General features: G+C 68.6%; 18 protein-coding genes. 15 read left to right on the top strand and 3 right to left on the bottom strand.

Annotated elements, in window-relative coordinates; all coding sequences use genetic code 11:
• Positions 1-26: 26 nt before the first annotated feature.
• The 4 genes from AC07PF_RS19690 to AC07PF_RS19675 all read left to right on the top strand — a co-directional run bounded on the left by AC07PF_RS19690 (position 27) and on the right by AC07PF_RS19675 (position 4561).
• The gene (locus AC07PF_RS19690) at positions 27-725 is read left to right on the top strand and encodes a YceH family protein (RefSeq protein ID WP_007852900.1); all 699 of its coding nucleotides are present in this window, start codon (positions 27-29) and stop codon (positions 723-725) included.
• 46 nt (positions 726-771) lie between these two features.
• Positions 772-1953, top strand: a complete 1182-nt coding sequence (locus AC07PF_RS19685) for an acyl-CoA dehydrogenase family protein (RefSeq protein WP_007852898.1) — start codon at positions 772-774, stop codon at positions 1951-1953.
• Positions 1954-1965: 12 nt separating this feature from the next.
• The gene (locus tag AC07PF_RS19680; RefSeq protein WP_007852896.1) at positions 1966-3081 is read left to right on the top strand and encodes an acyl-CoA dehydrogenase family protein; all 1116 of its coding nucleotides are present in this window, start codon (positions 1966-1968) and stop codon (positions 3079-3081) included.
• Between the two features lie 79 nt (positions 3082-3160).
• On the top strand, positions 3161-4561 hold the full coding sequence (locus AC07PF_RS19675; protein WP_494612951.1) for an alpha/beta fold hydrolase: 1401 nt from the start codon (positions 3161-3163) through the stop codon (positions 4559-4561).
• A gap of 137 nt (positions 4562-4698) precedes the next feature.
• Here the strand turns inward: AC07PF_RS19675 and AC07PF_RS19670 are convergent, their stop codons facing one another.
• Complete coding sequence (locus AC07PF_RS19670) at positions 4699-5256, bottom strand: HNH endonuclease (protein WP_007852885.1); 558 nt, start codon at positions 5254-5256, stop codon at positions 4699-4701.
• Positions 5257-5425: 169 nt separating this feature from the next.
• Between AC07PF_RS19670 and AC07PF_RS19665 the strand changes: the two genes are divergently transcribed.
• From AC07PF_RS19665 to AC07PF_RS19620, 10 genes are all read left to right on the top strand, one after another.
• Positions 5426-6478: a bifunctional riboflavin kinase/FAD synthetase gene (locus AC07PF_RS19665; protein WP_494604415.1), complete on the top strand. Its 1053-nt coding sequence runs from the start codon at positions 5426-5428 to the stop codon at positions 6476-6478.
• Positions 6479-6591: 113 nt separating this feature from the next.
• A complete protein-coding gene (gene ileS / locus AC07PF_RS19660; RefSeq protein WP_494604413.1) occupies positions 6592-9450 on the top strand; it encodes an isoleucine--tRNA ligase in 2859 nt (952 codons plus the stop codon).
• Positions 9450-9956: a signal peptidase II gene (gene lspA, locus AC07PF_RS19655; RefSeq protein WP_007852878.1), complete on the top strand. Its 507-nt coding sequence runs from the start codon at positions 9450-9452 to the stop codon at positions 9954-9956. The genes ileS and lspA overlap by 1 nt, the downstream gene beginning before the upstream one ends.
• Before the next feature lie 132 nt (positions 9957-10088).
• Positions 10089-11081, top strand: a complete 993-nt coding sequence (locus AC07PF_RS19650) for a LacI family DNA-binding transcriptional regulator (protein WP_494612950.1) — start codon at positions 10089-10091, stop codon at positions 11079-11081.
• A 49-nt stretch (positions 11082-11130) separates the two neighbouring features.
• Positions 11131-12144 carry an ABC transporter substrate-binding protein gene (locus tag AC07PF_RS19645; protein ID WP_494612949.1) on the top strand — a complete coding sequence of 338 codons (1014 nt, stop codon included), beginning with the start codon at positions 11131-11133 and terminating at the stop codon, positions 12142-12144.
• 5 nt (positions 12145-12149) lie between these two features.
• Complete coding sequence (locus AC07PF_RS19640; protein WP_494612948.1) at positions 12150-12965, top strand: ABC transporter permease; 816 nt, start codon at positions 12150-12152, stop codon at positions 12963-12965.
• A 7-nt stretch (positions 12966-12972) separates the two neighbouring features.
• A complete protein-coding gene (locus AC07PF_RS19635; protein ID WP_494612947.1) occupies positions 12973-13773 on the top strand; it encodes an ABC transporter permease in 801 nt (266 codons plus the stop codon).
• Positions 13763-14830 carry an ABC transporter ATP-binding protein gene (locus AC07PF_RS19630; protein WP_494612946.1) on the top strand — a complete coding sequence of 356 codons (1068 nt, stop codon included), beginning with the start codon at positions 13763-13765 and terminating at the stop codon, positions 14828-14830. The genes AC07PF_RS19635 and AC07PF_RS19630 overlap by 11 nt, the downstream gene beginning before the upstream one ends.
• A gap of 18 nt (positions 14831-14848) precedes the next feature.
• Positions 14849-15676 carry a phosphodiesterase gene (locus AC07PF_RS19625; RefSeq protein ID WP_494612945.1) on the top strand — a complete coding sequence of 276 codons (828 nt, stop codon included), beginning with the start codon at positions 14849-14851 and terminating at the stop codon, positions 15674-15676.
• Positions 15677-15995: 319 nt separating this feature from the next.
• Positions 15996-17654 (top strand): Na/Pi cotransporter family protein, encoded by a 1659-nt coding sequence (locus AC07PF_RS19620; RefSeq protein ID WP_007852862.1) that lies wholly within the window; start codon positions 15996-15998, stop codon positions 17652-17654.
• 9 nt (positions 17655-17663) lie between these two features.
• Here the strand turns inward: AC07PF_RS19620 and AC07PF_RS19615 are convergent, their stop codons facing one another.
• Both AC07PF_RS19615 and AC07PF_RS19610 read right to left on the bottom strand, forming a co-directional pair.
• Complete coding sequence (locus tag AC07PF_RS19615) at positions 17664-18479, bottom strand: NUDIX hydrolase (RefSeq protein ID WP_494604404.1); 816 nt, start codon at positions 18477-18479, stop codon at positions 17664-17666.
• Positions 18476-19459, bottom strand: a complete 984-nt coding sequence (locus tag AC07PF_RS19610) for a quinone oxidoreductase family protein (protein ID WP_494612944.1) — start codon at positions 19457-19459, stop codon at positions 18476-18478. The genes AC07PF_RS19615 and AC07PF_RS19610 overlap by 4 nt, the downstream gene beginning before the upstream one ends.
• Before the next feature lie 87 nt (positions 19460-19546).
• Between AC07PF_RS19610 and AC07PF_RS19605 the strand changes: the two genes are divergently transcribed.
• Positions 19547-20446 (top strand): DMT family transporter, encoded by a 900-nt coding sequence (locus AC07PF_RS19605; protein ID WP_035202930.1) that lies wholly within the window; start codon positions 19547-19549, stop codon positions 20444-20446.
• Positions 20447-20449: the final 3 nt, after the last annotated feature.

Here is a 20449-nt window from a genome sequence, read left to right as displayed (position 1 = left end):
ACGCTCAACCCCGGATTATCCCTGCCATGCCCTTCGAACCCGCAAACCGCCCCCTGACCGCGAACGAGGCCCGCGTGCTGGCCACGCTGATGGAAAAGGCCCGCACCGTGCCCGACAGCTACCCGATGTCGCTCAACGGCCTGCTCACGGGCTGCAACCAGAAGACCAGCCGCGAGCCGGTGATGAACCTGAGCGACGCCGAGGCGCAGGAGGCGCTCGACTCCCTGCGCCAGCTCACCCTGGCGTTCGAGACCAGCGGCAACCGCACCACGCGCTGGGAGCACAATTTCCAGCGCGGCGTAGGCGTGCCCGAACAATCGGCCGTGCTGCTGGGCCTGCTCATGCTGCGCGGGCCCCAGACGGCGGGCGAGCTGCGCATCAACGCCGAGCGCTGGTACCGGTTTGCCGACATTTCATCGGTCGAGGCCTTCCTGGACGAACTGCAGGAGCGCAGCGCCGAAAAGGGCGGCCCGCTGGTGGTGCTGCTGCCGCGGGCCCCCGGGGCGCGCGAGCAGCGCTGGGCGCACCTGCTGTGCGGGGCGGTGGACACCAGCAGCAGTGCCGGCGCGCCCACCCCAGGCGGCGGCGCAACGACCGCGCTGCAGGCCCGTGTCCAGGCGCTGGAGACCGAGGTAGCGGGCCTGCGCGCCACGGTCGAGCGGCTGTGCGCCGAGCTGGGCATCGCCCCGGCGGCGCAGGCGATGTCGCCACCCGGACAGGAATAAAACGAACGACCGTGCTACAAACAGGACTTCTCAGGAGACAAGCCGCATGGATCTCGCATTCACCCCCGAAGAACAGGCCTTCCGCGACGAAGTTCGCGCATGGGTCCGCAGCAATCTGCCCCCCGCCATTTCCCACAAGGTGCACAACGCCTTGCGCCTGACCCGAGACGACCTGCAGGGCTGGGCCAAGATACTGGGCAAGAAGGGCTGGCTCGGCTTTGGCTGGCCCAAGGAATTCGGCGGCCCCGGCTGGACCGCCGTGCAAAAGCACCTGTTCGAAGAAGAGTGCGCCCTCGCCGGCGCACCGCGCATCATCCCCTTCGGCCCCGTGATGGTGGCCCCGGTGATCATGGCCTTCGGCAATGCCGAGCAGCAAAAGCGCTTTCTGCCCGGTATCGCCAGCGGCGAAGTCTGGTGGAGCCAGGGCTACAGCGAACCGGGCTCGGGCTCGGACCTGGCCTCGGTCAAGACCCGCGCCGAGCGCGTGGGCGACAAGTACATCGTCAACGGCCAGAAGACCTGGACCACGCTGGGCCAGTACGGCGACTGGATGTTCAACCTGGTGCGCACCAGCACCGAGGGCAAGCCGCAGACGGGCATCTCCTTCCTGCTGCTGGACATGAAGTCGCCCGGCGTGACCGTGCGCCCGATCAAGCTGCTGGACGGCGAGTGCGAGGTCAACGAGGTGTTCTTCGACAACGTCGAAGTGCCGGCCGAGAACCTGATCGGCGAAGAAAACAAGGGCTGGACCTACGCCAAGCACCTCTTGAGCCACGAGCGCACCAACATCGCCGACGTGAACCGCAGCAAGCGCGAACTGGAGCGCCTCAAGCGCATCGCCAAGGCCGAAGGCCTGTGGGATGACACGCGCTTTCGCGACCAGGTGGCCCTGCTCGAAGTGGACATCGTGGCCCTCGAAATGCTGGTGCTGCGCGTGCTGTCGGCCGAGAAGTCGGGCAAGAACTCGCTCGACATCGCCGGCCTGCTCAAGATCCGCGGCAGCGAGATCCAGCAGCGCTATGCCGAACTGATGATGCTGGCGGCCGGCCCCTTCGCACTGCCCTTCATCGAGGAAGCCATGGAAGCCGGCTGGCAAGGCGATTTCCCTGGCGGCGAGGTGGCCAATGCGCCCCTGGCATCAACCTACTTCAACCTGCGCAAGACCACCATTTACGGCGGCTCGAACGAAGTGCAGCGCAACATCGTTGCGCAGACGGTTCTGGGCTAAGGAGACAAGAGCATGGATTTCGATTTTTCCGACGACCAGGAACAGCTGCGCGACGCCGTGCGCAAGTGGGTGGACAAGGGCTACAGCTTCGAGCGCCGCCGTGCGGCGGTGGAGGCCGGTGGCTTCTCGCGCGACGCCTGGAATGAACTGGCCGAGCTCGGCTTGACGGCACTGACCGTGCCTGAGGACAACGGCGGCCTGGGCCAGACCGCCATCGATGCGATGGTGGTGGCCGAGGAACTGGGACGCGGCATGGTGCTCGAGCCCCTGGCGCAGGCTTTCATTGCCAGTGCCGTGCTCTCGCAGTACGCACCGGCCGAGGTGCAGGGCGCCTGGCTGCCCCGCGTGGCCAGCGGCGAAGCCCTGGTGGTGCTGGCCCAGCAGGAGCGCAAGGCGCGCTACCGCCTGGATGTGTGCGATGCCAAGGCCACGGCAGCCGCCGGTGGCCACAGCGTGACCGGTACCAAGAGCATCGTCGCCGCGGGCGACCAGGCCGACGCCTTCCTCGTACCGGCCCAGCTGGACGGCAAGATCGCGCTGTTCCTGGTGGAGCGCTCGGCCAGCGGCGTGGCCACGAAGGGCTACGTCACGCAGGACGGCAGCCGCGCCGCCGAAGTGCAACTGGCCAATGCCCCCGCCACCCTGGTCACCACCGACGGCCTGGCCGCGCTGGAACTGGCCGTGGACACCGGCATTGCCGCCACCTGCGCCGAAGCCGTGGGCGTGATGGACAAGACCGTGGCCGCCACGGTCGAGTACATGAACCAGCGCAAGCAGTTCGGCGTGCTGATCTCTAGCTTCCAGGCCCTGCGCCACCGCGTGGCCGACATGAAGATGCAGCTCGAGCTGGCCCGCTCGATGAGCTACTACGCCAGCCTCAAGCTGGGTGCCCCCGCCGCCGAGCGCCGCGCCGCCATGGCCCGCGCCAAGGTGCAGTTGGGCCAGTCCATGCGCTTCGTGGGCCAGCAATCTGTGCAGCTGCACGGCGGCATCGGCGTGACCGACGAGTACATCGGCAGCCACTACTTCAAGAAACTCACGCAGCTGGAAATGGCCTTTGGCGACACGCTGCACCACCTGGGCGAGGTGTCGGCCCGCATGCAGGACACGGCTGGCGTGTTTGCCTGACGCAGGCACGTAACACCCGCATGACATGCTCGTGGATCACCCGGTCCACGGGCATTTTTCATTTCTGGAGAAGAACACGATGACGATGACGACGATGATTTCCCTGCAACGCCGCTCCGCACTGATCGCCGCAGCCACTGCCGCGCTGGCCCTCACGGGCTGCGCCACCTCCGGCTCGTCACAAGAGGCCTTGCCGCCCATCGTTTTCGTGCATGGCAACGGCGACACGGCGGCGTTGTGGCAGACCACGGCGTGGCGCTTCGAGTCCAACGGCTGGCCGCGCGAGCGCCTGCACGCCATCGACGTGCCCTACCCGCTCAACCGTGACGACGACGGCAAAGCCCAGCCCGGCCGCACCTCGGCGGCCGAGCACATGGCCTACCTCAAGGCCGAGGTGGACAAGGTGCGCCAGGCCACGGGCGCCAGCAAGGTGGTGCTGATCGGCAACTCGCGTGGCGGCAATGCGATCCGCAACTACATCCAGAACGGCGGCGGCGACCAGACCGTGAGCCATGCCATTCTGGGCGGCACGCCCAACCATGGCGTCTGGGCGATCCCGGGCTTTCGCGAAGGCAACGAGTTCGCGGGCACCGGCCCCTTCCTCAAGGGCCTGAACGCGCCCAAGAACGCCGCAGGCGATGAGGTCACTGGCCCCGTGCGCTGGTTGACCGTGCGCTCGGACGGCAACGACAAGTTCGCCCAGCCCGACGGCCTGTGGATCGGCCAGAAGGGCACGGCCACGAATGTCACGGCGGCCGGCCCCGAGCTCAAGGGCGCGACCAACGTGGTGCTCCCGCGCATCGACCACCGCGAGACCTCGTACTCGCAGGCCGCGTTTGCAGCCGCCTACCAGTTCATTACCGGCAAGGCACCTGCGGCAGCCGCCATTGCCAATGAGGCGCGTGTGGCCCTGTCGGGCAAGGTCACCGGCCTGGGCGTGGACCCGCTCGATGCCAAGACCGGCAATTTCAGCAACAACCTGCCCCTGCCCGGCGCCCAGCTGGAGGTCTATGCCACCGACCCGGCCACGGGTGCCCGCAGCGGCAACGCCCTGCTGCGCACCACCGTGGCGGCCGATGGCCAGTGGGGCCCCCTGGTGGTACCCACCGGCGCACCGCTCGAGTTCGCCATCACCGCACCCGGCTACGCCACCACCCACATCTACCGCAGCGGCTTTCCGCGCAGCAGCACCATCGTGCACCTGCGCGCCGAACGCATCGCCGATGCCGACAAGACCGCCGCCAGCGTGGTCAGCATGACGCGCCCCCGCGGCTACCTGGACCCGGAGCGCGACCAGATGCTGTTCGACGGTGTGCCCCCCGTGGGCGTGCCGGCCGGCGCCGGCGCGGCCTCGGCCAAGATCAAGCCCGAAGGGGCGGCCCAGCGCAGCGTGGCCGCGCAGTTCAATGGCGAGCGGGTGGTGGGACAGACCTGGCCCGCAGCCAGCGGTCACTTGGTGTTCCTGGAGTTCACCTACTAAGAAAAGCACCTGGGGTTTGCATTTACCCCAAGAGTGGCCAAGACGGCCTCGATGGCTAGGCGCTCCGTCGCAGACAGTACTGAAAGTACGGCAAGACGGCAACGACGCCAGCGGGGTCGTACTGGCCGCTCCGCCAACTAAGCCAACAGACGAGAGGACTTGGGGACGTGTGCCATCAGGAATTCCATCTGGTCTGCAAGAATTCTTCTGTTGCGCAGGATGAAGTCTTCCCACAGGCTGGGCACGTAGGGCGCGTAGAGCAGCGGCATGTGCGCCTGCTCCGGGGTGCGCGGCCCCTTGCGGTGGTTGCAGGGGCGGCAGGCCGTGACCACATTCATCCAGTGGTCCTGTCCGTTGCGCGCGAAGGGCACGATGTGTTCGCGCGTGAGGTTGTCTTCGTGGAAATGCCCGCCGCAGTAGGCGCACACGTTGCGGTCGCGGATGAAGAGCTTGCTGTTGGTCAGGCCCGGCTTGAGGTCGAAGGGGTTGATGCTGGGTACGCCCTTGGTGCCGATGATGCTGTTGACGGCGATCACCGACTGCTCGCCCGTGACGGCGTTGTAGCCGCCGCGAAAAAGCGCGACCTCGCCGCCGGACTCCCAGCGCACTTCGCCGGCTGCGTAATGGGTGACGGCCTGCTCCAGCGATATCCACGACTGGGGCAGCCCCTGGGCTGACAGCTTCAAGACCTTCAAAACACGCCTCCTGGAACAAGAATGAACACAAGGAATCGGAACGCGGATGTCTCGCGGACCCCACTGCGCTGTGAAGTCCGTGGTACACAATATACTCTGTTTTCGTGACAGATTGGCGTCTGGTGCTTTACCCATCGGCCCAAGCTGCTATCAAAAAGATAACAAATCAATGAAGATCTTCCGCGGATTCCACCACCCCGGCATCGCCCCCGCCTGCGCGCTGACCATCGGCAACTTCGATGGCGTGCACCGCGGCCACCAGGCCATGCTGGCCCTGCTCAACAGCGAGGCCGCCCATCGCGGGGTGGAGAGCTGCGTGCTGACCTTCGAGCCCCACCCGCGCGACTACTTTGCCGGGGCCCTGCACAAGCCCGAGCTGGCACCCGCGCGCGTGGGCACCCTGCGCGACAAGCTCACCGAGCTGGCACGCTGTGGCGTGCAGCAGACGGTGGTGCTGCCCTTCGACGCGCGGCTGGCCGCCCAGTCGCCCCAGGCCTTCATCGACGAGGTGCTGGTCCGGGGTCTGGGCGCGCGCTATGTGCTGGTGGGCGACGACTTCCGCTTCGGCGCCCAGCGCGCGGGCGACTACGCGCTGCTGGACGCCACGGGCCAGACCCGGGGCTTCGACGTGGCACGCATGAACAGCTACGAGGTGCACGGGCTGCGCGTGTCGAGTTCGGCCGTGCGCCAGGCGCTGGGCCAGGGCGACATGGAGGCCGCCGCCCGGTTGCTGGGCCGGCCGTACTCCATCTCGGGCCACGTGGTGCATGGCCGCAAGCTCGGGCGCGAACTGGGTGCCACGGCCGAGGGTGCGGGCGACGGTTTTCGCACGCTGAACCTGCGCTTTGCCCACTGGAAACCCGCCGCCAGCGGCATCTTCGCCGTGCTCGTGCACGGCCTGGGCGAGACCCCGCTGCCGGGCGTGGCCAACCTGGGCGTGCGCCCCTCGCTGGACCCCGACGACGTGAACGGCGGGCGCGTGCTGCTGGAGACGCATTGCCTGCAATGGCCCGCCGATCTGGGGGCCGAAGGGGCGTACGGTAAAATCGTGCGGGTGGAACTGCTGCACAAACTGCACGACGAGCTCAAGTACGACGGTCTGGATGCCCTGACGACGGGCATTGCCAAGGACTGTGCGGATGCGCGCGCCTATTTCGCGTCGGCCCACGCACCCACCAACCACACCGAGACCCGGCGCCAGACCACGCGCGACCGAATTTGAGGGGGCTGCCTGCGCAGCGCCTGCCCTGCAGGCCGGATACCTTCCCACACCCCTTCTTTCTTCCCGCTTTTGCTCCGGGCCTGCCCCGGAATGCCCCGTTTTAAGGCTCCCCCATGTCCGACAACGCCAGTACCACCGAATCCACCGCCCCGGATTACCGCAGCACCCTGAACCTGCCCGACACCCCCTTCCCCATGCGCGGCGACCTGCCCAAGCGCGAGCCGGGCTGGGTCAAGGAGTGGGAGGACAAGGGCCTGTACAAGCGCCTGCGCGACGCGCGCTGCGGTGCGCCCAAGTTCATCCTGCACGACGGCCCGCCCTATGCCAACGGCCAGATCCACATGGGCCACGCGGTCAACAAGATCCTCAAGGACATGATCACCAAGGCGCGCCAGCTCGAGGGCTTCGACGCGCTGTACGTGCCCGGCTGGGACTGCCATGGCCTGCCGATCGAGAACGCCATCGAGAAGAAGCACGGCCGCAACCTGAGTCGCGACGACATGCAGGCCAAGAGCCGCGCCTACGCCACGGAACAGATCGCGCAGCAGATGGGCGACTTCCAGCGCCTGGGCGTGCTCGGCGAATGGGACAACCCCTACAAGACCATGAACTTCGCCAACGAAGCGGGCGAGATCCGGGCCTTCAAGCGCGTGATGGAGCGCGGCTTCGTCTACCGCGGCCTCAAGCCCGTGTACTGGTGCTTCGACTGCGGCAGCTCGCTGGCCGAGTTCGAGATCGAATACGCCGACAAGAAGAGCACCACGCTGGACGTGGCCTTCAAGGCGCACGAGCCCGCCAAGCTGGCGGCCGCCTTCGGCCTGCCGGCGCTGGCCAAGGATGCCTTCGTGGTGATCTGGACCACCACCGCCTGGACCATCCCCGCCAACCAGGCGCTGAACCTGAACCCGGCGCTGACCTATGCGCTGGTGGACACCGAGCGCGGCCTGCTGGTGCTGGCCGAGTCGCTGGTGGAAGACTGCATGGCACGCTACGGCCTGACCGGCCAGGTGCTGGCCACGGCCCTGGGTGAAAAGCTCGGAGGCCTGGAGTTCGAGCACCCGCTGTACGACGTCGATGCCGGCTACCGCCGCCTCTCGCCCGTGTACCTGGCCGACTACGCCACGGCCGATGACGGTACCGGTATCGTGCACTCCTCGCCCGCCTATGGGCTGGAGGATTTCAACTCCTGCGTGTCCCACGGGCTGGCGCTCGACGACATCCTGAACCCCGTGCAGGGCAACGGCACCTATGCGCCGGACTTCCCGCTGTTCGGCGGCCAGCACATCTGGAAAGCCGTGCCGGTCGTCATCGAGGCGCTGCGCGACGCCGGCCGCCTGATGGCCACCAAGGACATCACCCACAGCTACCCGCACTGCTGGCGCCACAAGACGCCGGTGATCTACCGCGCGGCCGCGCAGTGGTTCATCCGCATGGACGAAGGCGAAGGCGTGTTCACCAAGGCCGGTGAAAAGCCCGCCAAGACGCTGCGCCAGATCGCGCTGGACGCCATCGAGCACACCAGCTTCTACCCCGAGAACGGCAAGACCCGCCTGCACGACATGATCGCCGGGCGGCCCGACTGGTGCATCTCGCGCCAGCGCAGCTGGGGCGTGCCCATCCCGTTCTTCCTGCACAAGGACTCGGGCGAGCTGCACCCGCGCACCATGGAAATCATGGACCAGGCGGCCGACATCGTCGAGAAGGGCGGCATCGAGGCCTGGAGCCGTGTGACGCCCGAGGAGATCCTGGGCGCCGAGGATGCAGCCTGCTACACCAAGAGCACCGACATCCTGGAGGTGTGGTTCGACTCAGGTTCGACCTTCTTCCACGTGCTGCGCGGCACGCACCCTGGCGTGCACCACGACACCGGCCCCGAGGCCGACCTGTACCTGGAAGGCCATGACCAGCATCGCGGCTGGTTCCACAGCTCGCTGCTGCTGGCCAGCGCGCTCGAAGGCCGCGCGCCCTACCGCGGCCTGCTGACGCACGGTTTCACCGTGGACAGCCAGGGCCGCAAGATGAGCAAGTCGCTGGGCAACGGCATCGATCCGCAGGAGATCAACAAGAAGCTGGGCGCCGAGATCATCCGCCTGTGGGTCGCCGCGAGCGACTACTCGGGCGACATCGCGGGCGATGAGAAGATTCTGGCGCGCGTGGTCGACGCCTACCGCCGCATCCGCAACACGCTGCGCTTCCTCTTGGCCAACGTGAGCGATTTCGACCCGGCCACCGATACCGTGCCGTTCGACCAGATGCTGGAGATCGACCGCTATGCCCTGACGCGCGCGGCCGAGTTCCAGGCCACGGTGCTCGCGCACTACAAGGTCTACGAATTCCACCCCGTGGTTGCCAAGCTGCAGCTGTACTGCTCGGAAGACCTGGGCGGCTTCTACCTGGATGTGCTCAAGGACCGCCTGTACACCACGGCGCCCAAGAGCCTGGCGCGCCGCAGCGCGCAGACCGCGCTCTACCAGATCACGCACGCCATGCTGCGCTGGATGGCGCCGTTCCTGTCGTTCACGGCCGAAGAGGCGTGGAAAGTGTTCGGCGCCTCCGACTCCATCTTCGTGGAGACCTACGGCTCCATCGCTGGTGCCGACGAAGGCCTGCTGGCCAAGTGGGCGCGCCTGCGCGAGATCCGCGATGGGGTGAACAAGCAGATCGAGGTGCTGCGCGCCGACGGCCAGGTGGGCTCGTCGCTGCAGGCCAGCGTGGTGCTCACCGCAGCGCCCGAGGACCACTCCCTGCTGGCCAGCCTGGGCGAGGACCTGCGCTTCGTGTTCATCACCTCGGCCGTCGAACTGGTGGCCGGCGATGCCCTGCAGATCAGCGTCAAGCCCAGCGCCGACGCCAAGTGCGACCGCTGCTGGCACTACCGCGCCGACGTGGGCCAGGATGCCGCCCACCCGACGATCTGCGGCCGCTGCACGAGCAACCTGTATGGCGCCGGCGAAAGCCGGGTGCACGCGTGATGGCAGCAGCAAGCAGCACCCCCACCTCGGCCCTGGGCCGCATGTGGCCCTGGCTGGCCTGGGCGCTGGTGATCCTGGTCGCCGACCAGATCACCAAGTCGCTGATCCTGGATGCCTACCGCCTGGGCGACGCGACCCCCATCACCAGCTTCTTCAATATCGTGCGCGCGCACAACACGGGCGCGGCCTTTTCCTTCCTGGCCGATGCCGGGGGCTGGCAGCGCTGGGCCTTCACCGGCATCGGCGTGGCCGCCACCCTGTTCATCGTGTGGCAGCTGCGTGCGCATCCGGAACAGAAGCTGTTCTGCTTTGCGTTGTCCAGCATCCTGGGCGGTGCCGTGGGCAACGTGGTGGACCGGCTGATGCACGGCTACGTGGTCGACTTCCTGGACTTCTACGCACGCGGCTGGCACTTCCCGGCCTTCAATCTGGCGGACTCGGCCATCACCGTAGGCGCGGTGTGCCTGGTGCTCGACGAGCTGCTGCGGATGAAGAAAGCGAAGTAGCCGCCCCCCTGCTCCCGCATTCCTGAACGGCCCTCTCGAGGGCCGTTTTGCATGGCCCGGCCCTGGCACCCGGTCACACGCGCGTCACACGGCTTCGCTCCAATGTAAACGTTTACATTGCAACGAGGTTCCATGAGCATCCAGGACGTTGCCCGCCAGGCGGGGGTGTCGGTCGCCACCGTGTCGCGGGTCTTCAACCTGCCCGACAAGGTGACGCCGGCCACGCGCGAGCATGTGCAGCAGGTGGCCCAGGCCCTGGGCTACCTGCCCAACGCCAGCGCGCGCACCTTGCGCACCCAGCGCAGCCGCGTGATCGGCGTGGTGCTGCCCACCCTGCTCAACCCGGTGTTCGCCGAATGCCTGCAGGGCCTGGCGCAAGCGGCCGTCGCCGCCGGTTACGCCATCCTGCCGTTTGCCACCGAGTACCAGATCGCCCAGGAAGACCGGGCCGTGCACCTGCTCCTGGCCGGCAACGTGGACGGCATGGTCCTCGTGGTCTCCAACCCGGCCACGTCGAGCGCACTGCAGCGCCTGGCCGAAGCCGGCCTGCCCTACGTGCTGGCCTACAACCGGCACCCGGACCACCCTTGCGTCTCGGTGGATGGCGAGCAGGCCGTGGCCGAACTGGTGGCGCACCTGGCATCGCTCGGGCACCGGCGCATCACCATGGTCAGCGGCCAGCTCGCCGCATCGGACCGGGCGCAGCAGCGCAGCCGGGGCTTTCACCTCGGCATGGCCGCCGCCGGCCTGCCCGCAGGGCTGGTGCGCGAGGTGCCCTTCATCGAAACCGCGGTGCAGGATGTCACGGCCCTGCTGCAAGGCCCTGGTCGCCCCACGGCCCTGGTCTGCTCCAACGACCTGCTGGCCATCCGCAGCATCCGCGCCGCCCACCTGGCCGGCCTGGCCGTGCCGCGCGACCTGAGCGTGGCGGGTTTCGACGGCATCGCCCTGGGCGAAGACCTGACCCCCATGCTGAGCACCGTGGCCCAGCCCAACGCCGATATCGGCCGCTGCAGCGTGCAGCTACTGGTGCAGGCCATGGCCAGCGGCACGCCGCTGGCACCCGACGCCGGGCTGACCCTGGCACACCACTTTCGCACCGGTGAGTCCTGCGCCCCTGCCTGATCCGTCTTTCGTCCACCTCCCCCGCCACCTCTATCCACAGGAGTTCCCGATGACCCTTCCGCTCACCCATTTCATGCGCGCCGCCGCGCTCGCCCTGGGCCTGGCCGCCAGCGGCGCAGCCATGGCCCAGACGGCCATCTGCTACAACTGCCCGCCCGAATGGGCCGACTGGGGCAGCCAGATCAAGGCCATCAAGGCCAAGACCGGCATCACCGTGCCACCGGACAACAAGAACTCGGGCCAGTCGCTCGCGCAGCTCGCGGCCGAGAAGGCCAGCCCCGTGGCCGACGTGACCTACCTGGGCGTGACCTTTGCGATCCAGGCGCACAAGGACGGCCTGATCGCGCCCTACCAGCCGGCCGCATGGAAGGACATCCCCGATGGCCTCAAGGACCCGGCTGGCCACTGGTTCAGCATCCATTCGGGCACCCTCGGCTTCATGGTCAACGTGGATGCGCTCAAGGGCAAGCCCGTGCCGCAATCGTGGGCCGACCTGCTCAAGCCCGACTACAAGGGCCTGATCGGCTACCTGGACCCGGCCTCGGCCTTCGTGGGCTATGTGGGCGCCGTGGCCGCCAACCAGGCGCGCGGCGGCACGCTGGAGAACTTCGCCCCTGGCATCGACTACTTCAAGGCCCTGCAGAAGAACGAGCCCATCGTGCCCAAGCAGACCTCGTATGCGCGCGTGCTCTCGGGCGAGATCGCGATCCTTTTGGACTACGACTTCAACGCCTACCGCGCCAAGTACAAGGACAAGGCCAACGTGCAGTTCGTGATCCCCGCCGAAGGCACGCTGGTGGTGCCCTACGTGATGGGCCTGGTGGCCGGCGCCCCCCATGCCGCCGATGGCAAAAAGGTGCTGGACTTCGTGCTCTCCGACGAAGGCCAGGCCCTGTGGGCCAATGCCTACCTGCGCCCCGTGCGCGCCAGCGCCATGCCCAAGGAAGTGCAGGCGCGCTTCCTGCCCGCCAGCGACTATGCGCGTGCCAAGACGGTGGACTATGGCCGCATGGCTGCCGTGCAGAAGGCCTTCTCCGATCGCTACCTCGCTGAAGTGAAGTAAGCGCCATGCGCCACGGCTTCGCTCCCTCGCGCACGCTGCTGCTCGCCTGCGCCGCGCCGGCCGTGGCCTTCTTCGCGGCCTTCTGGCTGCTGCCCGTGGCCCTGCTGCTGGCCTTGCCGGCCGGCAAGGGCTGGGCCACCTACTTCGCGGTACTCACCAACGCCCGCTACCTGCAGAGCCTGCTGCAGACGCTGGGCCTGTCGCTCACCGTCACGCTGGCCACGCTGGTGCTCGGTGCGCTGGTGGGCATCACGCTGGCGCGCCAGCGCTTTCGCGGGCGGCAACTGCTGCTGTCGCTGCTCACGCTGCCGCTGTCCTTCCCGGGCGTCATCGTGGGCTTCTTCATGATCCTGCTGGGCGGACGCCAGGGGCTGGTGGCCGACCTGTCGGACGCGCTGGGCGCGGGCCGCACCACCTTTGCCTACGGGCTCACGGGCCTGTTACTGGCCTACCTGTATTTCTCGCTGCCACGCGCGATCGCCACCTACACCGCGGCGGCAAGCGCCATGGACGCCGCGCTGGAGGAGGCCGCGCGCTCGCTCGGTGCCTCGCGCTGGCGCGTGGCGCGCGACGTGTGGCTGCCCGAGCTGGCCGCCACCACGCTGGGCTGCGGCGCCATCGTCTTCGCCACCGCCATGGGGGCCTTCGGCACGGCCTTCACCCTGGCCAGCAAGTTCGAGGTGCTGCCCATCACCATCTACAACGAGTTCACCAACTACGCCAACTTCGCGCTGGCGGCCAGCCTGTCGATCACGCTGGGGCTGATCACCTGGCTGGTGCTCTGGGCGGCGCGCCGCGCATCCGGCACCTCGGCCTTCTGAAGCATCCATGATGAGAAACGCACGACAAGCCCCCTGGTCCCTGGTGGCGCTCACCGCGCTGGTGGCCCTGTTCATGCTGGCGCCGATTGCGCTGTCGGTCCTGGCCGGGCTGGTGAACAACTACAGCGCGGGCCTCCAAAGCGGCCTCACGCTGCGCTGGCTCGGCGAGGTCTGGGAGAACTATGGCGGCACCGTGGGCGCCTCGCTGCTGCTGGCGCTGCTGTGCGTGGCGGGCAACCTGCTGATCGGCGTGCCCTGCGCCTATGCCCTGGCGCGCAGCCGCTCGCGCTGGGCACGGCTGCTGGAGGAGCTGCTGACCCTGCCCGTGGCCGTGCCGGGGCTGGCCAGCGCGCTGGCGCTGATCCTGGCCTACGGCACGCTCTCGGGCTTTCGCCAGAGCTTCGCCTTCATCCTCGTCGGGCACATGGTGTTCACCCTGCCCTTCATGGTGCGCACCGTGGGCGCGGCCTTCCAGAAGGACGAACTGCGCTCGCTCGAAGAAGCTGCGCGCTCGCTGGGCGCCAGCTTCACGCAGCGCTCCCTCGGGGTGCTGGTGCCCGCCGTGCTGCCGGCCATCGTGGCGGGCAGCCTGATGGTGTTCACGCTCTCGGTGGGCGAATTCAACCTCACCTGGATGCTGCACACCCCGCTCACGCGCACCCTGCCCGTGGGCCTGGCCGACAGCTATGCCTCCATGCGCATCGAGATCGGCTCGGCCTACACGCTGGTCTTCCTGATCGTCATCCTGCCCGTGCTGTGGGGCCTGCAGGCCCTCGGCAGCCTCATCGAGAAACACCATGGAACTTGAACGCACGCGCGTGGACGTGGTCCACTGCGCCAAGACCTATGCCGACGGCACGCGCGGACTGCAGCCGACGGACCTGACCGTGGAGCCCGGCGAGGTGCTGGCCCTGCTGGGCCCCTCGGGCTGCGGCAAGACCACCCTGCTGCGCCTGATCGCCGGGCTGGAGTCGCCCGACGCGGGCAGCCGCATCGCCTTTGGCGGCACGGACGTGACGCAGCTGCCCATCGAGCAGCGCGGCATCGGCATGGTGTTCCAGCACTACGCACTGTTCCCGCAGATGACGGTGGCCGCCAACATCGGCTACGGCCTGCGCATCCGCGGTGCCGATGCCGCCGAGCAGCGCCGCGTGGTCGGCGAGCTGGTGGACCTGGTGCGCCTGAACGGGCTGGAGGGCAAGCGCCCCGCCGAGCTGTCGGGTGGCCAGCGCCAGCGCGTGGCCCTGGCGCGCGCGGTGGCCGTGCGGCCGCGCGTGCTGCTGCTCGACGAGCCCCTGACAGCGCTGGACGCCAAGCTCAAGGAGTCGCTGCGCGACGAGCTGGCCGAGCTGCTGCGCCGCCTGCACATCACGGCCGTCCACGTCACGCACGACCAGCAGGAAGCGCTGGCCATTGCCGACCGCCTGGCGGTGATGCAGGCCGGCCGCATCGTGCAGGTCGGCGATGGCGAGACGCTGTACCGCACGCCGGCCCACCCCTTCGTGGCGGCCTTCCTGGGCAGGGTGAACCGGCTGCAGCGCGACGAGGCGGCGCGCCAGCGCCAGGTGCTGCCCCTGGGCGGGATCGATATGCCCTGCCCTACGGCCTGCGCCGCCGACACCGTGCTGCTGGTGCGGCACGAGGACATCGAGGTGCAGCCAGGCCCTGCAGAAGGCGATGGCTGGGCCCGCGCCGACGTGGCGCGCCGCAGCTTCCTGGGCGAGCGTGTGCAGCTCACCCTGGCCCTGGCGGGCCAGGCCCCATTGCAGGCCGACGTGCCCCGCGACCACCCGGCCCGCCAGGGCCAGCAGGTGGCCATCCGCATCCGGCCCGAGCACCTCATGCCCAGCCACGGGGCTTCCTGACCACTGCCACGCACTTCCATGACCACCCTGCTGCTGCAACTGTCCGACCTGCATATCCGCGAACCCGGCCGCCTGGCCTATGGCCGCATCAACACCGCGCCCTACCTCGCGCAGGCAGTGCAGACCATGCTGCGCCTGCCGCAGCGGCCCGACGCGCTGGTGATCACCGGCGACCTGACCGACTTCGGCCGCGCGGCCGAGTACGCGCACCTGCGCGCGCTGCTGGCGCCGCTCGGGCCCTTGCCCACCTACCTGCTGCCGGGCAACCACGACGAACGCGCCCAGCTGCGCCAGAGCTTTCCGGAGCACGGCTACCTGGGTACCGATGGCTTCGTGCAGTACTGCGTGCCCGTGGGCGGCCTGACCTTGATCGCGCTGGACACCGTGGTGCCTGGGGCCAGCGAGGGCAGCCTGTGCCGCGAACGCCTGGCCTGGCTGGCCGGTGCGCTCGACGCCCACCGCCACCGCCCCGTGGTGATCGCCATGCACCACCCACCGTTCCAGACCCTGATCGGCCACATGGACGCCATCGGTCTGCTCAGCGGCGCGGCGGAACTCGAAGCGCTGGTGGCACGCCACCCGAACGTGGAACGCATCGTCTGCGGCCACCTGCACCGCAGCATCCAGGTGCGCTTTGGCGGTTCGATCGCCATGACCGTCCCCTCCCCGGCCCACCAGGTCTGCCTGGACCTGGCGCCCGATGCGGCCTCGGCCTGGACGCTGGAGCCGCCCGGCTTCGGCCTGCATGCCCTTCCCGAGGGGGGTCGCCTGGTGAGCCATGCCGTGGCCAGCGGGGTGTACGAGGGGCCCCACCCCTTCCACGACGGTGGGCAACTGATCGATTGAAGCGGTGGCGGTGCGGGGTGCCGCCCGCCTTTTTGCCGGCCCGGCCGGCGCAACACACCTTGCCGTGTCATGGACATGGTTCCTGTGCTATAGATTCAGGAGTATGCTAGAGCGTCCTTAATGTGACAGTTTTGTGACTAAAACGGGCGCTCCCATGGTTTGCGGGCTTCGCAAATCCTTCCCGCGTCCGTTCCGGGCAACACCAGCCTGCCCCGCGGCGCCACCGCTGGCGGGCCCCGGCTGCCCCCAAGGCAGCCTCAGCGGGCATGGCACGTGCTTCACAGTGCAGGTCAAAAATAAGAAAAGTTAGCGTTTACTCATGAAGCATCTCCTAAATCTCCTGGCCGCCGTCGCGCTGCTGATCTGGGGCACGCACCTGGTGCGCACCGGCATCCTGCGCGTGTTTGGCGCCAATTTGCGCCAGCTGATCGCGCACAGCGTCAGCACCCGCATCACCGCCGTGCTGTCGGGCATCGGGGTCACGGCGCTGGTGCAGTCGAGCACGGCCACCGCGCTCATCGTGTCCTCCTTCGTCGGCCAGGGCCTGGTGACACTGCCTGCGGCCCTGGCCGTGATGCTCGGGGCCGATGTGGGCACCAGCGTGATGGCCGTGGTGTTCTCCATGGACCTCTCGTGGCTGTCGCCACTGTTCATCTTCGTCGGGGTGGTGCTGTTCATCACCCGCAAGGACACGGCCGCCGGCCGCGTGGGCCGCGTGCTGATCGGCCTGGGCCTGATGCTGCTGGCGCTGCGGCTGATCACCGAATCCACCACCGTGCTGACGCAGTCACCCACGGTGCGCACCTTGCTGGGCGCGCTCACCAGCGACCTGCTGCTGGAGATCTTCACCGGCGCAGTGCTGGCCGTGGTGGCCTATTCGAGCCTGGCCACGGTGCTGCTGACCGCCACCCTGGCCGGCTCGGGCGGCATCCCGGTGGACGTGGCGCTGGGCCTGGTGATCGGCGCCAACCTGGGCAGCGGCCTGCTGGCCGTGCTGACCACCATGAAGGCCAATGTGCAGACGCGCCAGGTGCCCCTGGGCAACCTGTTCTTCAAGATCATCGGCGTGGCCATCATGACGCCGCTCACCGGCCTGTGGCTGCAGCACGTGCGCCCGCATGTCCCCGACACGGCCACGCTGGTGGTGCTGTTCCACCTGGCCTTCAACCTGGTGGTGGGCATCATCTGCATCGGCCTCACGGGCACCGTGGCGCGTGCCGTGCAGCGGCTGCTGCCGCAGCCCGATGCGCAGGCCTCGTCGGCCGGCACGCGCCCGCGGCACCTGGACCCCTCGGCCCTGGCGACCCCGTCGCTGGCCATCTCCTGCGCGGCACGCGAGGCCCTGCACCAGGCCGACGTGGTCGAATCCATGATGATCGGCCTGCACACCGTGATCCGCACCGACGACCTCAAGCTGGCGCAGGATCTGCGCAAGCTCGACGACGAGGTGGACGGCCTGTACTCGGCCATCAAGTACTACCTGACCAAGATCTCGCGCGAGGCCCTGGACGAGCGCGAAGGCCGGCGCTGGGCCGACATCATCAGCTTCACCATCAACATGGAGCAGATCGGCGACATCATCGAGCGCGTGCTGATCGACATCGAGGACAAGAAGATCAAGAAGGGCCGCCACTTCTCCGAGGCCGGCATGGAAGAGATCAACGAGCTGCACGCCCGCCTGCTGGACAACCTGCGCCTGGCGATGAGCGTGTTCCTCAACGGCAACGTGCGCGACGCGCAGAAGCTGCTCGAGGAAAAGGCGCGCTTTCGCGACCTGGAGCGCGCCTACTCGGCCACCCACCTGGTGCGCCTGTCGGACAACACGGTGCAGAGCATCGAGACCAGCTCGCTGCACATCGACCTGATCAGCGAGCTCAAGCGCATCAACTCGCTGCTGTGCTCGGTGGCCTACCCGATCCTGGAATCGGCGGGCGCGCTGGCGCCGAGCCGGCTGCGCGCCGCCGTGACGACAGAGTAAGGCGCGCCGCTACGCGCCAGCGGTGGTGGAATCCAGGTAGGCGCCAATCACCAGCCCGGCCTCCTGCGTGAACTCGCTGCGGGCCACCCGCTGCTGCACTTCATCCAGGCCGAGCAGCTCGAAGCGCTCGACCTCGCCGTCCTGGTTGGCGGGCTCCATGCCCGCGGGCACCGTGGCGCGGAACCAGTCGATGCGCTCGACCATGTAGCCGATGCCGCCGCCCTCGCGGCTGGGACGCGAGAACAGCACATGGCCGCCCTGCGCGACATCGGCCAGATCCGCCGTGGCGAGGCCCGCTTCTTCCCAGGTCTCGCGCGCCAGGGCCTGGTCGAGCGTGTCCACGGCCGCGACCATGCCGCCCATCAGGGTGTCCCACATGCCCGGGTTGTTGGGCTTGGTGCGCGAGCGCAGCTGCACCCACATGCGCCCGTCGGGCGCCAGGCCCACCAGGTGCACGGCCCGCGTGGCGATGCCCAGCACGCGCACGGCACCACGCTCCACGGTGGCGATCACCTCGCCCTGGGCGTTGGGCACGGCCAATTGCTCATTGCGCCACGGGCCGCACTGGCCCCGGGCGCGCAGCACGGCGGCGATGGCATTGAGGCCGGCGGTGGCCGGGCCATCCAGGTGCCAGCCACCTGCCGCCCTGTGCAGGCGGTGGCCGCCCTCCAGCGCGGGCGCCACCATGTCCAGCACGCCTTCGGCCACCGAGCCCACCACCTGTCCGGCCACCTGCAGCGGCAACCGGGCCTGCGCCGGCGGTTGCCGGGCAGCGACCCGTGCCGCCGCCAGCCACCCGGCAATGGTCTGCGCGGACGTGCTCACAGCGTGAGGATGGTACAGCCGGTGGTTTTGCGGCCTTCGAGGTCGCGGTGCGCCTGCTGCACCTCGGCCAGCGGGTAGCGCTGGTCGATGTGGATCTTCACCTGGCCGCTGGCCACCACGGCGAACAGGTCGTCGGCCATGGCCTGCGTGCTCTCGCGCGTGGCGATGTGGGTGAACAGGGTTTGGCGCGTGACGTACAGCGAGCCCTTGGCACCGAGCGAGCCCGGTGCGAACGGCGGCACGGGACCCGAGGCATTGCCGAAGCTGGCCATGAGGCCGAAGGGACGCAGGCATTCGAGCGACTTGTCCCAGGTGTCCTTGCCCACCGAGTCGTACACCACCTTCACGCCCTGGTCGCCGGTGATTTCCTTGACGCGCGCCGCGAAGTCCTCGGTGTTGTAGTTGATGGCATGGGCCGCGCCATTGGCCAGCGCCAGCTGGCACTTCGCATCGGTGCCGGCGGTGCCGATGAGCTGCAGGCCCAGGGCCTTGGCCCACTGGCTGGCGATCAGGCCCACGCCGCCGGCAGCGGCGTGGAACAGCACATGGTCGCCGGCCACGAGGCCCTGCACGGGCAACGTCTTCTTGAGCAGGTATTGCGCGGTGAGGCCCTTGAGCATCATGGCCGCGCCGGTCTCGAAGCTGATGGCATCGGGCAGCTTGCAGACGCACTTGGCCGGCAGCACGCGCAGCTCGCAGTAGCTGCCGGGCGGCTGGCTGGCGTAGGCGGCGCGGTCGCCCACCTTCAGGTGCGTGACGCCCTCGCCCACGGCCTCGACCACGCCGGCCGCCTCCATGCCGATGGTGGCCGGCATGTTCAGGGGGTACAGGCCCGTGCGGTGGTACACGTCGATGAAGTTCAGCCCGATGGCATGGTGGCGGATGCGGATCTCACCCGGGCCGGGCTCGCCCACGGTGACGTCGACGAGGTGGAGTTCTTCGGGGCCGCCATGCTGGCGGATCTGGACGGCGAGGCTCATGGGATCGGTCTCCTGGTGGCTTGGAACGGCGGCCATCCTGCCATGAATCTGCAAGGCTTGCCCGACGCGGGTCGATACATTAGCGCCATGACGCAAAGACTCTCGCCCGGCACGGCGGCGATGCTGGTGGTGCCGCCGATGCTGTGGGCCGGCAATGCCGTGGTAGGCCGGCTGGTGCACGACCTGATCCCGCCCCTCACCCTGAACTTCATCCGCTGGGTGCTGGCCTTCGGCATCCTGCTGCCGCTGGCGCACCATGTACTGCGCAGGGACAGCCCCCTGTGGCCCCACTGGCGCCGCTATGCGCTGCTGGGCCTCCTGGGCGTGGGCCTGTACAACGCGCTGCAGTACATGGCGCTGCAGACCTCCACCCCGATCAACGCCACGCTGGTGGGATCGAGCATGCCGGTCTGGATGCTGGCCGTGGGGGCCATGTTCTTCAAGGCACCGGTCACGCGCCGCCAGGTGGCAGGTGCCTTCCTGTCGATGTGCGGCGTGCTGCTGGTGCTCTCGCGCGGCGAATGGAGCCAGCTGTTGGCCCTGCGCCTGGTGCCGGGCGACCTGTTCATGGTGCTGGCCACCATCTCCTGGGCGTTCTACAGCTGGATGCTCTCGGGCACGCGCGAGCCGGCCACCATCCGCGGCGACTGGGCGGCCTTCCTGATGGCGCAGATGGTGTTCGGCCTGGCCTGGTCGGGCAGTTTTGCCGGGCTGGAGTGGGCCAGCGGGCGCACGCACATCGAATGGGGCGGGCCCTTGGTTGCCGCGCTGGCCTTCATCGCGGTGGGGCCGGCCGTGCTGGCCTACCGCTTCTGGGGCGTGGGGGTGCAGCGTGCCGGGCCGGCGCTGGCGAGCTTCTTCGTGAACCTCACGCCGCTGTTCGCCGCGATGTTGTCGGCGGCCTTCCTGGGCGATACGCCGCAGCTGTTCCACGGCGTGGCGTTCGCCCTCATCGTCGGCGGGATCGTGGTGTCCTCGCGGCGCTGACGG

This window comes from Acidovorax sp. GW821-FHT10A04 (genome assembly GCF_059415825.1).
Note: the sequence above shows the minus strand (reverse complement) of the source record. Positions and strands in the feature narration are given on the sequence as shown.

Excerpts from the sequence above, each read along its gene's own strand:
- AC07PF_RS19690 (WP_007852900.1), top strand. The coding sequence starts at position 27 with ATGCCCTTCGAACCCGCAAACCGCCCCCTGACCGCGAACGAGGCCCGC.
- AC07PF_RS19685 (WP_007852898.1), top strand. The coding sequence starts at position 772 with ATGGATCTCGCATTCACCCCCGAAGAACAGGCCTTCCGCGACGAAGTT.
- AC07PF_RS19680 (WP_007852896.1), top strand. The coding sequence starts at position 1,966 with ATGGATTTCGATTTTTCCGACGACCAGGAACAGCTGCGCGACGCCGTG.
- AC07PF_RS19675 (WP_494612951.1), top strand. The coding sequence starts at position 3,161 with ATGACGATGACGACGATGATTTCCCTGCAACGCCGCTCCGCACTGATC.
- AC07PF_RS19665 (WP_494604415.1), top strand. The coding sequence starts at position 5,426 with ATGAAGATCTTCCGCGGATTCCACCACCCCGGCATCGCCCCCGCCTGC.
- ileS (WP_494604413.1), top strand. The coding sequence starts at position 6,592 with ATGTCCGACAACGCCAGTACCACCGAATCCACCGCCCCGGATTACCGC.
- lspA (WP_007852878.1), top strand. The coding sequence starts at position 9,450 with ATGGCAGCAGCAAGCAGCACCCCCACCTCGGCCCTGGGCCGCATGTGG.
- AC07PF_RS19650 (WP_494612950.1), top strand. The coding sequence starts at position 10,089 with ATGAGCATCCAGGACGTTGCCCGCCAGGCGGGGGTGTCGGTCGCCACC.
- AC07PF_RS19645 (WP_494612949.1), top strand. The coding sequence starts at position 11,131 with ATGACCCTTCCGCTCACCCATTTCATGCGCGCCGCCGCGCTCGCCCTG.
- AC07PF_RS19640 (WP_494612948.1), top strand. The coding sequence starts at position 12,150 with ATGCGCCACGGCTTCGCTCCCTCGCGCACGCTGCTGCTCGCCTGCGCC.
- AC07PF_RS19635 (WP_494612947.1), top strand. The coding sequence starts at position 12,973 with ATGATGAGAAACGCACGACAAGCCCCCTGGTCCCTGGTGGCGCTCACC.
- AC07PF_RS19630 (WP_494612946.1), top strand. The coding sequence starts at position 13,763 with ATGGAACTTGAACGCACGCGCGTGGACGTGGTCCACTGCGCCAAGACC.
- AC07PF_RS19625 (WP_494612945.1), top strand. The coding sequence starts at position 14,849 with ATGACCACCCTGCTGCTGCAACTGTCCGACCTGCATATCCGCGAACCC.
- AC07PF_RS19620 (WP_007852862.1), top strand. The coding sequence starts at position 15,996 with ATGAAGCATCTCCTAAATCTCCTGGCCGCCGTCGCGCTGCTGATCTGG.
- AC07PF_RS19610 (WP_494612944.1), bottom strand. The coding sequence starts at position 19,459 with ATGAGCCTCGCCGTCCAGATCCGCCAGCATGGCGGCCCCGAAGAACTC.
- AC07PF_RS19605 (WP_035202930.1), top strand. The coding sequence starts at position 19,547 with ATGACGCAAAGACTCTCGCCCGGCACGGCGGCGATGCTGGTGGTGCCG.